Raw genomic sequence first — 17018 nt, 5'->3', positions numbered from 1 at the left:
AATCAAATTATATTTTTAGTCTTTATCCATATAATTCCCACTTTGTTGAACGTCTGGGGGTAATTGAGAAGAGAATTCCTTTAAATTTTTGGTTAAATTTTCTGCATCTTGAGGATCAATTGCATAAAAAGAAACAGTATCCATAAAACAGGTTATTCTATTGGTGATCCTCCATTGCCCTACTTTAATCCAATCAGAAGGTATTCCTCCTGTTAAATATTTTCTATATAAATCTTCATATACTATAATTACTTTAACATGGTTTTGATGTGTAATATTATCAATATCTTTTATGGTGTAGTTCTCATTTAAAATTGCTTTAGAAACGTTTAATCCACTTAATCCTAGTAGATCTACTGATTTTATATCTGTAACATAATTTACTGCACCCACATCATTTAAAGAAACTGCATCTCCTCTATAATACTTCTGTATAAACAGGCCCATCTGGTACTGTTGATCGTAGACATTATGGGTAGCTGTAGGGACCTCATTGAATGAAAAATACCCTCTTCCCACGAGGGAGACGAATAACACGAATATTATGAGGATTAATGTTAAATTTTTAGAAATCAATTTTGTATCCCATTTTGGAACTGCAGGCAAGTATTCATTTATACCAATTGCAATTGTTAGAATTCCTAAAGCTATAAGATACGCTTCGTAACGGTAGAACCAGCCTGTTCGTGCTGCGATCATATGTAATGTGGCAGTGCCTATAAATATGGTAAGTAGAATATTTGGAGCATTCCATAAAACCTTTTTTTCGAAACGGAAAATTAACAGCCCAACTGCCAAAATCAAGGGAATAAATATAAATAAATTTTGAATATTTAGAAAATTATTCACAAGCAGAACTATGCCATTTAATGAAAAAGCTTGAGTTTTAGCCTCAACAAAAATAGTTTTAGTTATAAGTGAATTAGGCAGAAAAAACCATCCATTCATAGTAGAATATATTCCATATGCAAATACGGGGATCATACTGGTACCCAATATAGATAAAGATTTCCAATACTCTTTTTTAATAAAAAACATAGCTGCAATAATTAAAACTACAATTAAATCTTCATAACGTACTGCAACAACCATGGATGCTAAGATTAAAAGTATATAATATTTAAACGTGCTTGGTTTATCTTCACAAAGTACCTGGGTGCTGATAAAAGCAAATAAAACAACTAGCACTATCTGGAGAATATGCTCCATGCCTGTAAATGCAAGTGCCGGAATTGGAGTAAAAAATATTAAAAACAGCAAAAAAATCAGGTTGTACATGGGTTGCATTTTATAGTATTTAAATATGGAGTATGCTATGAAAATAAAAATTGTGGCGAATGTAATGTTTAATATGAAAGGAATGAATACATTTATTCCAAATAAAGAATAGGCCAGAAATAACACTATTATCCAGAGGGGCGACGATGAAGAGGATGTAAAACCATATTTATCTACACCCCACACGCCGTGTAAAATTAGATTTTTGGCCATTGCCATGTGAATATAAGGGTCATCAAGTACATATGTGAAAATTCCTTGATTTATAGTAATGGATTCTCTAAATAGTATGAGTATAGTTATCCATAGCACAGCAACAGCGATTATAAATGGTAAATACTTTGATATACTGGAGAACTTAAGCTTCATAATAATTTTTATTCATAATTTAACTATTTATATTTATTTTCCCATGATCTTCTTTTTAAAGATGAAATGTATCAAGAACCCTAAAATTGCCCCGAACCAGAGCGTTCCGAACCTTATTATTATGGCTACACCTATAGAATCTACTGATGTTAATCCAAAGTACTGTAGCATTCCTGAAATTGTGGCTTCTGCAATTCCAAGACCTCCTGGAATCATGCTTATTGCGCCAATTAATGATGCGAAGCTGAATACAAATGTTGATAAGATTAAGTTGAGTGATTGTCCAAATCCTATTATTACGAAGTAAAGTGCAAGGCATTCAAAGAACCATGCAAATGCACTTAAAAATGATAGTCCTACTATATTTTTGGGATGCATTAACTGTAGGAATGTGGCGTGCATGGTTTTGATATCTTTGGAATATTTTCCGGCTCGCTTCTCAAGTATGGAAATGAATATGCCTGAAATTTTTTCAGATCTTATGGCTATGAAGAATACTGCAAATATTAAAAGCAGTGCTGCTAAAATATAGATTCCATCTTTATAATACAGAATTCCAAGTAGAGAAAGTATAACTAATCCAATTACATCTGTAACTCTATCAGTAATCACAACGGGAACTGTTTTACTTAGTTTTTCTCCGTTTATGTCTCGTATTAACCAGCCTTTCCATATTTCTCCTACTTTGGCAGGAGTTATGATCATTCCCATTCCACTGAAGAATATAAATAAATTATCTTTAAGTTTTAAGTGGACGGCTGCGCTTTTTAAAAAGAGACTCCACTTTAAAAAACGGACAAGATATGCTATCAAAACTAGAATAAGCATTAATGGAATGAAAACCCAGTTAAATTTTTCAATTGCAGTTAACAGGCTTCCAAAATCTGCATATATACCCATTATAAGGTAAACAACAACTGCAAATAGGATAACCAGCCAAACTTTGTTATTTTCCATACTTCAGCACCTGATTGTTATTAGAAACACACTGTAACTATTTTTCATGTATTAGAAATGTTTTTTCCATATTTTTAACATTTTAGTAAAAACATGATTCAAATTGGTCGATGTTTTACCAAACACCTGTAAATTATTTTTTAATATAGCTTCATAAATGTCATCTGTTTCTACTATTATGCCTGCATGCCCGATTTCATTTGCAAAATGAGCATCACTCCCTCCAGTTACTCCTAATTTATATTTTTTTGCAAATTTACTGGCATTATCATTATATTTCTTTTTAACGCAGCGTGAATTAAATATTTCAATGTTATCAATATATTTAACGTCCTCTTTGGCAGGGAATGAAGCATATCTCCATTCGTCAAAGGGGTGGGGAAGGACCACTATGCCGTTTTGCGCTTTAATTTCTTCTATAACATCATAAAAATCCTTAGATTTTATTTCTTCAGATAAAAATAACCCAATCACTTCTCCTTTAGTTGTCATAACTTCTGAACCGATTATAACCTTAAAATCATCTGTTTCATATTTTTTTGCTTCTAATCCTCCTTTTATGGTATTGTGATCCGTAACGGCAATACCATCTAGGCCTTTTTTAACGGCAACTTTAATGATCTTTCGAGGATCAAGAATTCCATCTGAAGAATATTTTGAATGAGAGTGAAGATCGTATTTCATTTTAGGCTCCTAATTGTTTAATATTGTTCCGGCCCGTTAAAGACCAGTTCATTATTCTTTATTTGAGTTCCATTAATGTCGGAATAGTATAATTTTAGGCCATCTGGTAAATTTATAGTTTTTACAGGGATTTGTGATGTTATCTGGGGGAAATATGTGGATTGGTTACTGATTACCCATATTATTTTTTGTGTGGAACTATTAACTGGGATTTTAAATATATTGGATGCTAACCATGTGTTTGTATGGTTTTTAGCATACCATTCTGAAGTTATAAAATGATCTGCCTCAATTAAGTAATAGACTTGATAATCTGGCAGGTAATACATTGCTTTTCTCCAATTAAACCCTTCATTCTCGCGGGTAATTTCTCCTATTACTATTATTGTATTGCTGGAATTAGAACCGGGTACATGGGATATGGCATTGAGGTAGGTTTGGGTACTCTGGTCATCAGCGTTAATTTTTTCGTGGGTAGACATAAATCCCATGTCTAATATCCATAAAACTTGATCCTGTATGGATAAATTACCTAAATCACTTATTGGAGTTTCCCACAGTTTTTCTTCATTTACATTGTAGGGGACTGTAAAATATGCTATATTAAACAGGATGATTAAGGAGAGTATTATTGTAAGGCATTTTTTGGGGCTGTATTTCTTAAATCTTGAACTTAAATTGTAAGACAGTTCTTTAACAAAATATGCTAATATAATGGCCAATACAGGGATGAATACGAGCATGTATCCTGGTTTAGCTATATGTATAAGTAGATACATGATGGAAGTAGGTAAAAACCATAGTATAAGGAATATAACTCTATAATCCTTTATATTTTCGCGGAATACATGTTTTGGTCCTTTTCCAACGTATTTAGTGAACAATGCCATTATAATAATTCCGGAATAGGTTAAAGCAAGTCCTAACCATGTAACATAGGAACCAACTGCTGTGAGTTTATTAATAATGGTCGATCCAAAGAGTATGGAGGATCGGGGAAATGCTATTTTATACAATGTGCTTGAAGCCTGGGAGTATTGTTCAATACCTCCTGAAAATATCATTGTTGGAATAACCCATACTAAGACAGAAGGGATTAGCACTATAATCGCTTTTAATAGTCTATTTGGATCTCTTTTATGGTAAAATGCACAAAAGAACCATAATGGGAACATATAAATGATTAAATCTTGTCTGAAGCCTCCTGCTAAGCCTAAAGCAATGATGGAAGGATAGAAAAATTTTTCTTTTCCTCTAAATACTTGATATGATAAGTAAGCAACAATGGTGGCAAGAAACGCCTGAGTTGGATAAATTGTAGATATTTCTCCATAGTACCAGAATAATGGATTAAATATGAGCAGTAATGCGGCTATAACTGCAAACTGTCTTGAAAACATTTGTTTAGCGAGGAAATAAATTAATATGACTGTAATAATGCTAAACACAATACTGATAAATATCATTGTAGTGTTGGGGTCATTGAATATGGTGTTTATCACTCTTCCAAGGCCTATATAAAATATATAACCTGGAGGGTGGGGTTGATGATGTACAATGTCAAATTTCTCAAATCCAAGTGCATAATTTACAGAATCCCATTCGTATAAGTATTTGCTTACAAAAGGAATTCTTGTTATCACTATTAAAAGAGTTAAAATCGCTGAAATGATGATATCAATTTTTTTTGAACTGTAGTGATTTAAATGAAATTTATCCAACATGATTAAAATACTCCTAGAAATCGAGATATTGAACTTCCATATAGTATGACTATAACTAAAACTGCCCATAGTATCATGCTGAGTAGCATTCCTTTGTCTTTAAACAGCATTTCTGGCTCTCCGCCAAAATTTTCAGCATGGACCATGTATATATATCTAAAGAGGCCGTAAAATGCAAATGGAATAGTAACCATTATGTATATTTTGCCTGTAAAGAATGTATAAATGGAATAAGACATAATTAAAGCACTGGTAGTTATATTCATCATCTGATCAAGCATTTCAGTTGAGTATCCGTCCAGGATTTTACGATGATTCCCCGCATTCTTTCCAAGTACAACCAGCTCATGTCTTCGTTTTCCAATTGCTAAAAATAATGCAAGAAGGAATGCACAAATTATAAGCCATGGTGATACAAGCACCCCCACTGCTGCACATCCTGCAATGGCTCTTATAACAAAACCTACAGAAATTACCATCATATCTACTATGGCAAGCTGTTTCAAGAACAGGGAGTAAATTAATATTAACAGGAAAAAAGTTACTGCTGAAGCTAAAAACCAGATATTAATTAAATATGAAACTCCAAAGGCCACAATAATCAATATAATTGCAGATATCCATGCGTCTCTTGTTTTTAATTTGCCTGATGCAATTGGTCTATTACGCTTTTTAGGATGATTTTTATCTTTGTCAACATCGATAATATCATTTATTATATATAAGCACCCTGAAATCACGCAGAAGACTGCAAATGCAGCAATAGCATCAACCCAAAGATTTAAATCTAAAAGTTTTAGAGAAAAAACAATTCCAATGAATATGACTAAATTTTTATACCACTGTTTCGGACGCATTGCAATTATGAGTTCTTTTATCATTATATCACTGTAAGTCTAGAATATCCTTTTTAAGATTTATCAAATAATTTAGCAACTAATTTATTATAGATATAGTTAATTTATTCTAATAGTATGCCTATTCAAAAAGAAAGCAATAGTTACAGGACTAACTATGGCACGTTTTCATTGTTAAATGTTTACAAATAAAATAAAAATTTAAGGGAATTATATCCTTTATATTAAAGAATTCCCATAGCTTTATTAGTTTTTTGGATTGATTTAGAAGGATCATCTTCCATCTCAAGCATAGCTCTTATTGCGTCTACGTTTTCAGGAACTACGTCTGATTCCTGGTGAATTGCCTGCATGTAATAGAGTTCTCCATCAACGATATTTAAAGACTCTTCCCAGACGCCTATCTCAAATAAATCGTTCCTTGAACGCCCTAAATCTTTAGCGTATTCCATAAATCCTGCTGTTGAGGTAAGACCTTCTCCAGCTTTAAGGAGCAAAACCCTTGGAGTTTCATTCAGTTTTTCTTTTATGTCATCTACACTGACTGAAGATTCAAGCTCAACCATCAGGTTGTGCTGGTGCATTAAGGTTGTAGGTACAAGTAATGCCATTGTGGTTATGTTAAGATCGTACATTACAGTTTGGACATCAGGTCCGTGGTGTGATGGTACTGTTGGCGGGTTTGGAACTATAGCGTTGATAGGTCCCTTTTTAACCTGTCCTGGATCGGCACCTCTCCTTACCATAACCGCCCTTACTTTTTTAATTCCACATAAATCATTTATTGGATTTAAAGTCCTGCAAAGTCCTGTAGTGTTACAGGATACCACTCTTGCATAATCTTTACCTATTACATCGTTATAATTTGAGAATGAATTAAATGAGAGTCCTATCTGGTCGTGTTTTTCTCCACCCTGGAATATTGCTTTTAACCCCATTTTTTCGTATGTTCCTTCCTTATTTTTAGCTCCAATTCCTTCAGGAGTACAATCGACCACTATGTCCAGTTTTTCAAGTAGTTCGTCTGCAGTTCCAGTTACTTTGATGCCTGCTTCTTCAAAGGAACTTTCTCTTTCAGGAACACTTATATAGAGATCATAACCTTTTTCCACAGCCATGCGGGCTTCAAAATCAGGGCTTCGCTTGGTAACTCCAACAATTTTCATATCATCCTGGGCAGAAACAGCATCTGCTACTCTTTTACCTATTGTTCCATATCCATTTATACCAACAGATTTCATAAATTGACCTCCTTGTTTGCAAGTTCTGCAATGATGCCTTCAAGATATATCATTGTTGATATCTCAAAGAGGGCACCGAAAGGTGTTAAGGGCTCATATTCGCCTGATACTCTCCTTTCTATATAATTTTTAGTTTTTGCTTTTATTCTACCGGGTATTTCAATTACAACATCGGATATCTGGGCAAGCGGGGAATCACGAAAAGAAGTTATGGATATAATTTTTGCACCAATATCTGCTGCTTTTTTTGCAATACTTAAAGTTGGTTCCGTTTCCCCAGATCCGGAAATAGCTATGAGAATGTTCCCTTCATTGATCTCGGGAACTATAGTTTCACTAATAACAAAAACATCCCGGCGGATTTCACTAAGTCTTGAAGCAAAAGCTTTTCCTACAAGCTCTGATTCTCCAAAACCACATATAAATACTTTAGAAGCCTCACGTAAATATTTTTCCATGAGTATTCTAGCATCATCATCGATATCCATGGATTTCACATGTGACGTTATCTCTTCAAGTACGAGCCTCAACATAAAAACACCAGTTTTACATCTTCTAGTATATTTTTTGGCATTATAAATATTTATGATTTCATATTTGTTTTATTTATGCTGCAATCAAAACAGATAAATCAAATTAGTTTAATTCTCAAATATATCATTTAAACCAGATATTAATTTGAATAGTCTCAAAAGGGGAATGATTTATAACATGATTTGGATGTTATGTTTTTTAAATTAATTTAAATATAAAATCAAAAAAAGAACAATGTATTTGCCTGTTGTCTATTTAAACAGAATTTAATTAATTATCTAAATAAGCAGTAAAATTATGTTGTTTAATTTTTGGAGGATGTATCTAAATTATTTAACCAGAACATTCTTTAAAGAAGGGTTCTCGATTTTGTACTGCATCTAAAAATATTTTTTTGAGCTCTTCATCGGAATATCCCTGTCTCATTGGTTCTATTAGATCAACTAAATTATCGTTTCGAAGTAAGCATGGTTTAATTTTACCGTCCGGTGTTATCCTAATTCGGGTACAATTTTTGCAGAATTCAGTGTTGTCCATTGGTTTTACAACTTCGATTTCACCATCTTCAATGAAATATTTTTTCCTGTCCTGCATAAACTGCCTTGTTTTAACTTCATCTGCTTTTTGGGTAAGTTCTTCCTCTAATTCGTCCATTTTAAAATGATATTCACTGAAAAATCTAGAGCTGGATTGGTTATCTGCCTTTAAAAGCTCTATAAGTTGAAGTATTGAATTATTCTCCTTACAGAACTGGAACATGTCCCAGATTTCATGGTCATTTATTCCTTTCATGACCACCATGTTCACCTTGACAGGATAAAGTCCTGCTTCCGACGCTTTTTTAATCCCGTCCTTGGCTTTTTCAATGTAATCTCGTTTAGTTATAAACTTATAAGTTTCAGGATTAAGTGTATCAAAACTTACATTAACTCGATTAAGGCCTGCAGCTTTTAACCCTTTGGCATATTTTCCAAGGAGAGTTCCATTAGTTGTTATGGCTATATCTTTAAATCCAACAGCCGCTATTTTTTCAACAATTTCCACGATATCATTTCTTATTAACGGTTCTCCGCCTGAAAGCCTGATTTTTCGAACGCCAGTATCTGCTGCTATTTTTGAAACTCTGTAGATCTCGTCAGGAGTCATTTCATAGCTCTGTGGGAGTATGCCATCGTGATGGCAGTAAAAGCATCTAACGTTACATCGGTTGGTTATTGAAATTCTAAGAGAGAATACCGGTCTTTCAAATTTATCGATTGCTGGCATGTTTATCAACGGTTGAATTTTTTTTATAGAATTAAAATAATTGAGTTGAAATCTAATTTATTGTTTTTGGTTAATCGTTATCAAAGTTGATTTAAAAAATAAAAAAAAGGGGACAAAAGTTTGCACTCAAATACATTGTATTTTTAAGCCCCTCTATCTTAGAAGAAACCTTCTAAGTTACATTGAGTCCAGTTTTTCTGGGAAATATGTGTCTACAACATATTCCAGACCATATTTTGAAAAAGACTGCTGTTCTGCTTTTTTCCCGATTTTAAGCATCTTTTTAATTTCATTCTGCCAGAATTCATTTTTATATCTTGGATCTTTGGCAAGTTCTTTAAGCCTTAAAACATCTATATCTTTCAATGGATCAGTTGGAAGGTCGTAGTTTATTATATCGCTTGCAGTTACCCCCATAAATTTAGCATCAGGTGTTGCAAGGTCGTGGTTAACATGTGCCAGTTTTGCACTTCCAGAAATTATAACCATGGCGATGTGAAATCCCCATGGGTCTCCGTCGTTACAAATATAAACTGGTAAATGTAGCTCTTCGTTAACTCTTTTAAGGAATCTTCTTGTTGCTCTTGCAGCTTGACCTTTTAATCCAACGATTAAAGTGTCAAATTTTTTGTAAGCTTTTTCCTGAACCATCCTGTGGAACATCCCCATGGTTTCCACTGCAATTACCCGCTGGACATCATGATCTACAAATTCAACATCGTCAATGGTTGGAGATATGGAGTATCCTGATTTCCCTGATTTAGCGGCGTTGATTTCAACATCATCATCTTTTATAGTGATGTTACCATAAACAGATGCGCCGTCCTCTTCAGGCATCAGTCCAAGATCTTCACGAGCTATTCCCAAGGTAACTTCTAAATCTTCACCTATAAGGTTAGATTCGTCCTGACTTCCAAAATCAACATCCCAACCTTCTGAAACGTAATACATTTCCCTTATGGTGGCTGTTTTTTGGGTTTCCACCAGACCTTTACAGAAGTTGGCCATGCTGACCATTTGGGCAACTTTTTTGATCTGTTTCACGTTTCCGAGGGATCGCTGCCCATATCGGTCACCAAGGACATAATAACGTTTATCCTGATCGTAAACTATGTTGGATGTACCTCTTGAAGGAACCTTTACTGCAGGAACCGTGTTTTTCTCAACGTCGTCTATTATTGTATTTCCTAAGCCTTTTAATTTAGCCAGGGTAAAATCTCGTCTATTCATCATCAGTGGCACCGCCTAAAATTCCCGCATTTCTTGTGACTTTTTTCATAACTTCTATATATTCTGGAACATCCCTTTCTGCAAGGATTGCAGCTTCTTTGAGTACAACGGGTACCAACGTTTCAAATACCTTGGCACGCATTGCTTCTTCTTTAGCAGCTCTTTTCGCATTCAGATACTTTTGTAAGCTCCTTGCAATTTTCATTGTAGCCTGCCTTACTTCCTGCATTATCTCAGCTTCAGGAGCAACACTCTGCTTTCCTGTAGACATATACGGCACGTGGGTTGAAACAATATTTACAAATACTGTTATTGGGGCATTTTCAAGGTCTCTTATACCGTAACGCTTCCAATCTATACTTTTTAAAGCTTCAGTTATACCACAGCTTCCCTGATCGAATGTAAGTGGAACTCTGTTTGCAAAACGCATGATTTCTGCCTTTTTCTGCTCACCCACAACTCTTCCTGATTTTCCACCGTAGGCAAGTCCTGCTTCTATAACGAAGGATACACCACCTTTATATGTTTTAGGTTTCCGGGTTATAGTTTTTACATATTCTGGCTCTAATATTTCTATCATACCTTTTTCAACTTGTTCTTGACCTATTGGGATTAATCCTGCTGTTGGAGGAGCCATGAAGTCCATTGACTGGAACAGTTCAACGATTTTTTCTGCTTCTTCCCATTTCATGTCTTTAGGGCGCTTGTTGAAATCAATTCCAGTTATTTCTTCAAGTTCGTCTACCCTTTTATTGGACATTCTTGAAAGAGAACTTGTAAGCATACTTCTGAACCGTCTTTTATCGGTATGTTTTGCCATAAAGATTAGATCATCTGCAGTTACTCCTTTTGGATGAGGGAGTACTTCTTTTGGCATTGGTGGTATCTCATCTGTTGCTCTATCAAAGATATACCTGCCGCCGGTTGGATCTTTAAACACGATTTTAGCGTGCGGGTTTGCAATCATGGTTCTTCTTATGTATTCAAATGCTCCCTGTTCACTTAGAGAGTAGGAAACATCTTTAAAGTGAAGTTCCATGCTTACGCCGGTTGAATCTAATTCAATTTCTTTACGGTCTAATATGAGCCCCTGGTTTGTTTTGACGTCCATTTTGACCGTCATTTCCACCCCTTTGATTTTGTCTCCTTCTTTGTATCCTGACCTTATTTTAACAGGTTGTCCTGTGGTCATTTGAGATAATAAAACACATCCACTACAACCTAACCCTTGCTGTCCTCTTGATTGGATATTTCTAAATTTAGAACCAGCAAACATGGTACAGAATACCTTGGTGATGAAAGGTTCTGGGATACCGGGCCCGTTATCCTGATGACGTAAAATATAATGATCTTTATCTACTCTTTTGAGATCTATTACCATTTCTGGTAAAATTCCTGCTTCTTCAGCAGCATCAATACTGTTTGTGATCAGTTCGTGGAAAACTATTGTTAGTGATCGTATTTTACCAGAAAAACCGAGCATTTGTTTGTTTCTTCTGAAAAATTCTGATGGAGTAAGCTCTTTGAATTCTTCAAAGATTTCTGATGCTTCTCTTTCTGCAGATATTTCTTTTTGCAAAGACGCGTTTGTTTCCAAATTTAGCCTCCTTAATTAATGTTTTAGGTTTTATTTATTTTTGTTTGAATCGTGAAAATTGAGTGATGAGTTTATTCTTTGAGTACAATATTCTCAAATTCTCTTCTTTTAAGTTCTTGTTTCTTCTTTTCTAAAAATGAGTAAACACTTTTATGTCTTACGCCATTTAGAATCATTTCAATTGCTTCTTTTGCAATTTGTATTCTTTCCATGTCTCCAATTAGAGAAACCGTTTTACCATATACAGAAACATCTACATCGGTCATTTCTTTAATTATTTCTTTTGTCCTTCCTTCTCTACCGATTATTCTTCCTTTCTGTCTCAGTATTGCTTTTTTTGATTTCCCAACGAAATCCTGTAAATTGATTATGTCAAGAATAAATTCATCGTCAAGTAATTTAAAAGCTGTTTCGGGGCTAAAGCCTCTGCCTATAGCTTTTACAATGTATCTAGTCTTCCAAACAGATAATGGATCTTCCATTTCATCTGTTGGGGTAATGGTGATACTCCCAGTTTCACTTTCAATATCCAGCTCTGTTTTAGTCATTTTTTCAATGTGTTCTTTTGTAGTACCGTCTTTTCCAATTAGGACCCCTACTCTTTCCTTGGGGATCTTAAGATATTCAGTGTTGGGCATAATATTCACCTCAAAAATGTTCCATTTTTTGTGTTCAGGAAATATTATCAAAAATCTCTAATTTTTGCATACTATCTATTTCCTCAACATCCAAAATCTGTCAAAATCTTCGATTTTGATGTTTGCAAAAACCTACGGTTTTTGCATGCCGTGAAAATTTTCAATTCTCAAAACTGAAAAGTTTTGAGTTTACGAATTTTCAATTCGTAATTCTAGCAAATTTCATTTGCGAGTTTGAAAATCGAAACATGAAAAAATCTTTGATTTTTTCTGCCCCAAAATCGAAGCTGACAAACATAAAATGTTTGTCGCGTCAAAATTATAAATTTTGACAGATTTTGAGGGATTTTCAATTTTCGCTGGCTTCGATTTGGGCCGTCGAACACTTGTGTTCGGCATCGAAAATTTATGATTTTCGAAAGGTTCAGAAAAATCTCTAAAGATATTTTTCCTTAATCTCAAATTTTATGTTCAGTATGGCATATAATATACTTTTCTATGATTTTAAATCTATAATTTCGCTTTTAATTTCTTCTGCAGATATTTTAACGCCTAATTTCTTAAAATCTTTAGCGATATTTTCTATATCTCTATTTAAAAGCTCTTCTGCAATGGGATGATCCTTGGTCATTCCCTGGGATATATCAATAATTACGGGTTCGTTATCTTGAATTAAAATATTGTAGCTTGAAAGATCGCCATGTACAAGCCCTGCTTTTTTATATAAAAGTTTCATATTGTTGATTACTTTATTTAGAAGTTCTTCAGGGCTTTTAATAGTGGAATGTCTCATTGGGAGTGCTGCATCTCCTTCTTCATCTCCAATATACTCCATTACGAGTATGTTGTTTTTAGCCACAATTGGTTTTGGTACTTTAACTCCAGCGTCATCAGCCCTTTGAAGATTCCTAAACTCCTTATTAACCCATGCATTTATAAGCTGGCGTTTGTTTGTAGTTCTTACGCGGAATCGAGGATCTCCCTGGATGTATGTCTGCATTTTTTTAAAATCAGATGTGGTAACTCTGTAAATTTTGACAGCTACAAAATTATCATTCTTATCTATACCTGTAAATACATTGGCTTCTTTTCCAGTGCTTATTGCTCCATTCAACCTGTGAATATAACCCTCATTTGCGAGTTTGTAAAGTGTTTTAAGAGTTATTCTATCAAATACTTCGCTTCCAACGCGTTTATCCTCAACGCTCTTAAGTCTTTTTTCAGATAACATTTTCTGTAAAATGTCATCTGCTTTTGATATTTTAGAATCCATTTGGCCCCGCAAATATTTTTTCAGCTGTTTACTATAAAATTAAAATGAAGCATAAATCATCGCTAAATCATGAATTAAAATGTATTAGAGATTATAAGTTAAGATAACCCCTACGTTCAAGCCAGTTTGCTTCTGTTCTTGTATATCTCCATATGACGTCTGCTTTTTCATCACTCTGGAATTCCCATGGTTTAACAAGAACTACATCTCCTTCCCGTATCCATATCCTTTTTTTCATTTTTCCAGGTATTCTGGAAAGCCTTATTTTTCCATCGGCACATCTGACTTTTAATTTTCCGTGACCCAATATCTGTTCAACAACACCTGGTATTTCTCCTTTTCTTGGAGACCTTACTCTTCTAACCTGTTGTGTATCTTGTCCATGTCCTCTACCTCTGTTCAAATACTCTCCTCCTTAGTTGAAAATTTTCTGATTTTTGTAGTACATAATAAATAAGATGAACAATGTATAAATACTAATTATATTGTTTAATCACTTTTTGATTAACCTGGTAATCATGGTTTTACGAGTCTAAAAATATTAGATTTTTAAATAGTCGTGTTTTATACGATCAATAATGAAATTACAGGTTTATCAAGTATTTTTTGATAAATTAAGCAATCTTATTAGTAAAATAATCATCTATTTCCTGCTATAGGTTATATGTGTATTATAGTATATAAAATAGTCTATTAAAATTATTGAAATGAAAACTATTTTCATATGAAATTTTGATCGTTTTTTATAGAAAATCTAAATAATTGATTAATGCATTGTATAAAATGAATACCATATACATCTAAACAATAATTTTTACTATTATTTTATTTAAATTGAAGTGGCAACTGATAAATATATTATAAATTAATTAAATTTAGGATCAAGTAATATATTTTTTAAATGTTTTAAATCATGATATGTTCTTTGATTTAACAAAGTAGTTAAATGGAACTCAATTAAAAATAATTAATTCTGAAAATGTCGTATTTAAGTTAAATGAGAAATATTTATTAAAATTATAAGTTGAAGCCATTAATATGATGTTTTTTAAATATTTTTAATTGGTAACCCTATTTGAAAAATGATTTAAAGGGAATGTGGATTTAAAGATATTGAACTCAGAAAATTTTTATTGGATATATGTTAAATTAATATCATTAATAAAATATCTTTAAATTTTTAAAGAGAATATATCGGCGGATTTAACTTAAAAGTGATTTACATGGGAACAGAGTTTTTAAAAATAATTGATTCAGAAGACGTAAAGGGCATCATAGAAAATATGGAGATTAAACGGAAAATTGAAAAAGTACACCTAACAGATGCATATCTGAGAGTACTGGCAGAAAATGTGCACGCTGCAATTGATCTTCCGCCGTTTAACAGAGTATCACGAGATGGGTATGCAGTTAAAGCGGAGGATACATTTGGGGCTTCTGAAGATAATCCTGTAACTTTAAAATTAATCGATGCTATTGGGGCTGGAGATAAACCAGAGAAAGAAGTTGAAAAAGGAACCTGTATTGAGGTAGGAACAGGGGCTCCCGTTCCAGAGGGTGCAGATGCCGTGATAATGGTAGAATTTACAGAAAAAGTAGATGGACATGTATATATACATAAAAGCGCAGCTATTAAGCAATGGATAGCATCCAAGGGTTCTGATGTATCTGAAGGAGATTTTCTTTTAGCTTCAGGCACTCTACTTACTCATGATAAAATTGGAGTTTTAGGTGCTATAGGTATGGGGGAAGTGCCTGTTTTTAAGAAACCTAAAGTTGCAGTGATATCAACGGGAAATGAAATAATAAACTATGATGAAACGCTGGAATATGGTAAGGTATATGATATAAACTCTCAAACTATTACAAATGCAGTGAAGTCCTGTGGATGTACTCCCGTATATTCTGGAGTTGCAAAAGATGATTATGATGACATCAGAACTCGTATAGAACAGCATTTAGATGCTGATGTAATAATAACTTCTGGTGGGACTTCAGCAGGTGCAGGGGATGTACTTAAATTGGTTTTAGATGATATTGGTGAAGTCTTTGTTCATGGGATAGCTGTAAAGCCAGGTAAACCTACAATAGTCGGTAAAATTAATAATAAACCTGTTTTTGGGCTTCCAGGTTATCCTGCAGCAGCTTTAACTATTTTTCATGTTCTTGTAGCTCCATTCCTGCGAAAAATGGCTTCTGTAAGCCGTCGAAAATCAGATGTTTTGAGACTTAAATTGTCCAGGAGATACCATTCATCAAGGGGAAGGCATCAATATGTTCTTGTCAAAATAGAAAATGGGATGGCAAGTCCTATACTAAAGGATTCTGGTGCAATAACAGCTATTGCAGAAGCTGATGGATATTTTGAAGTTAAGAAAAATGTGGAACTGGTTCCGGAAGGAACTGAAGTTGAAGTTATCCTTTTAGAAAGTAAGTAATAAACTTAAATTAAATATTCAATTCTTCAGCCTGGTTAAGATAGTAATTGAATAATTTATTTCCCCATTCAATTGATTCTTCAGTTTCACTAATTAAATAACTGCTAGAATCATTTTTTAGTACTTGGGGTAAATTCAACAATATGAAGTTATCTGTAACAATTAAAATTAATTTTAAATTCCCATTTATTTTCCATAGCTTAATATTTTCTGTTATGGATATATCTTGAACCTTCAATTTTTCAATAACCTCATTTGAGTTATTATTAACTAAAATGAGATGTATATCTTCTTTTTTATTTACTACTTCAAGTTCATCATAGATAATTAAAGGGGAAATAATCCCTTTTATGACTTTAGAATCTAAAAGCAGCTCTTTAAATGGGGATTGCTTAGAAAAATCTGGAAAGGTTATGATTTTAAAACCACTTAAATCATCAATTTTTCCCATTAAATCCTCTGGAATTTCATTTATGTCATGGTTCAACCAGAAATTTTCATTTTCTTTAATTAAATAGAACGAATTTACCATGTCTATAAGAACGGTTGCTGCCATTTCTCCGGTTTGTGATAGTGAATAACTTTGGAATTCTCTAGTTATGAGATTTTTAGTTTCTAACTGGCTCATGCTGTGTAAAATAGAAGAGGATCTCATATGGACTTCATTTTTTAGATCACCTAGCTTCTTGGGTCCTTCTTTTAAACTTATGATTATTTTCGCTCGAATATCAGAGGAAGTTATAAACTTTAAATCCTCCTTTATTTCTTCATAGAGTTCGAAAATATCCTCTGGAGCCATGAATACACCTGGTTGTAATTATATTTATACTACTTTGTATGTTTTTACTTATTTTTACTCATTTAAAATAGTTTGTAATGTACGAAATTGTGTTAAATTTTTTAAAACGGTTTATAATTAGACAAAACTACAT

General features: G+C 33.5%; 15 protein-coding genes. 1 reads left to right on the top strand and 14 read right to left on the bottom strand.

Going from position 1 to position 17018, the window contains the following annotated elements; translation table 11 throughout:
• Positions 1 to 15 precede the first annotated feature (15 nt).
• The 13 genes from EJ01_RS02655 to eif1A all read right to left on the bottom strand — a co-directional run bounded on the left by EJ01_RS02655 (position 16) and on the right by eif1A (position 14051).
• Positions 16 to 1647 carry a hypothetical protein gene (locus EJ01_RS02655; RefSeq protein WP_048080366.1) on the bottom strand — a complete coding sequence of 544 codons (1632 nt, stop codon included), beginning with the start codon at positions 1645 to 1647 and terminating at the stop codon, positions 16 to 18.
• A 33-nt stretch (positions 1648 to 1680) separates the two neighbouring features.
• The gene (locus EJ01_RS02650; RefSeq protein ID WP_048080365.1) at positions 1681 to 2604 is read right to left on the bottom strand and encodes a lysylphosphatidylglycerol synthase transmembrane domain-containing protein; all 924 of its coding nucleotides are present in this window, start codon (positions 2602 to 2604) and stop codon (positions 1681 to 1683) included.
• A 51-nt stretch (positions 2605 to 2655) separates the two neighbouring features.
• Entirely contained in the window at positions 2656 to 3288 is a 633-nt protein-coding gene (locus EJ01_RS02645) for a PHP domain-containing protein (RefSeq protein ID WP_048080364.1), read from the bottom strand.
• A 17-nt stretch (positions 3289 to 3305) separates the two neighbouring features.
• Positions 3306 to 5012, bottom strand: a complete 1707-nt coding sequence (locus EJ01_RS02640) for an ArnT family glycosyltransferase (protein ID WP_048080363.1) — start codon at positions 5010 to 5012, stop codon at positions 3306 to 3308.
• A 2-nt stretch (positions 5013 to 5014) separates the two neighbouring features.
• Complete coding sequence (locus tag EJ01_RS02635; RefSeq protein WP_048080362.1) at positions 5015 to 5893, bottom strand: decaprenyl-phosphate phosphoribosyltransferase; 879 nt, start codon at positions 5891 to 5893, stop codon at positions 5015 to 5017.
• 200 nt (positions 5894 to 6093) lie between these two features.
• The gene (locus tag EJ01_RS02630; RefSeq protein WP_048080361.1) at positions 6094 to 7110 is read right to left on the bottom strand and encodes a phosphorylating glyceraldehyde-3-phosphate dehydrogenase; all 1017 of its coding nucleotides are present in this window, start codon (positions 7108 to 7110) and stop codon (positions 6094 to 6096) included.
• Entirely contained in the window at positions 7107 to 7643 is a 537-nt protein-coding gene (locus EJ01_RS02625) for an SIS domain-containing protein (protein ID WP_048080360.1), read from the bottom strand. Before EJ01_RS02625 ends, EJ01_RS02630 begins: the two co-directional genes overlap by 4 nt.
• 334 nt (positions 7644 to 7977) lie before the next feature.
• On the bottom strand, positions 7978 to 8910 hold the full coding sequence (gene moaA / locus EJ01_RS02620; protein WP_048080359.1) for a GTP 3',8-cyclase MoaA: 933 nt from the start codon (positions 8908 to 8910) through the stop codon (positions 7978 to 7980).
• 177 nt (positions 8911 to 9087) lie between these two features.
• On the bottom strand, positions 9088 to 10140 hold the full coding sequence (locus EJ01_RS02615; RefSeq protein ID WP_048080564.1) for a DNA topoisomerase IV subunit A: 1053 nt from the start codon (positions 10138 to 10140) through the stop codon (positions 9088 to 9090).
• Positions 10133 to 11737 carry a DNA topoisomerase VI subunit B gene (top6B, locus tag EJ01_RS02610; RefSeq protein ID WP_245611134.1) on the bottom strand — a complete coding sequence of 535 codons (1605 nt, stop codon included), beginning with the start codon at positions 11735 to 11737 and terminating at the stop codon, positions 10133 to 10135. The genes EJ01_RS02615 and top6B overlap by 8 nt, the downstream gene beginning before the upstream one ends.
• A gap of 71 nt (positions 11738 to 11808) precedes the next feature.
• Positions 11809 to 12375 (bottom strand): KH domain-containing protein, encoded by a 567-nt coding sequence (locus EJ01_RS02605; protein ID WP_048080358.1) that lies wholly within the window; start codon positions 12373 to 12375, stop codon positions 11809 to 11811.
• Positions 12376 to 12871: 496 nt separating this feature from the next.
• The gene (locus EJ01_RS02600; RefSeq protein WP_048080357.1) at positions 12872 to 13648 is read right to left on the bottom strand and encodes a serine protein kinase RIO; all 777 of its coding nucleotides are present in this window, start codon (positions 13646 to 13648) and stop codon (positions 12872 to 12874) included.
• A gap of 91 nt (positions 13649 to 13739) precedes the next feature.
• Positions 13740 to 14051, bottom strand: coding sequence for a translation initiation factor eIF-1A (gene eif1A / locus EJ01_RS02595; protein ID WP_048080356.1), 312 nt, complete (start codon positions 14049 to 14051; stop codon positions 13740 to 13742).
• An 820-nt stretch (positions 14052 to 14871) separates the two neighbouring features.
• On the opposite strand from eif1A, the gene EJ01_RS02590 reads away from it, so the two are divergent.
• Positions 14872 to 16086, top strand: coding sequence for a molybdenum cofactor synthesis domain-containing protein (locus EJ01_RS02590; RefSeq protein ID WP_048080355.1), 1215 nt, complete (start codon positions 14872 to 14874; stop codon positions 16084 to 16086).
• Between the two features lie 10 nt (positions 16087 to 16096).
• On the opposite strand, the gene EJ01_RS02585 is transcribed toward EJ01_RS02590, so the two are convergent.
• Positions 16097 to 16885 (bottom strand): helix-turn-helix transcriptional regulator, encoded by a 789-nt coding sequence (locus EJ01_RS02585; RefSeq protein WP_048080354.1) that lies wholly within the window; start codon positions 16883 to 16885, stop codon positions 16097 to 16099.
• Positions 16886 to 17018: the final 133 nt, after the last annotated feature.

The organism is Methanobacterium veterum (assembly GCF_000745485.1).
Classification (GTDB): domain Archaea; phylum Methanobacteriota; class Methanobacteria; order Methanobacteriales; family Methanobacteriaceae; genus Methanobacterium_D; species Methanobacterium_D veterum.
The sequence above is the reverse complement of the archived record's forward strand: the minus strand, read 5'-3'. Positions and strand labels throughout refer to the sequence as shown.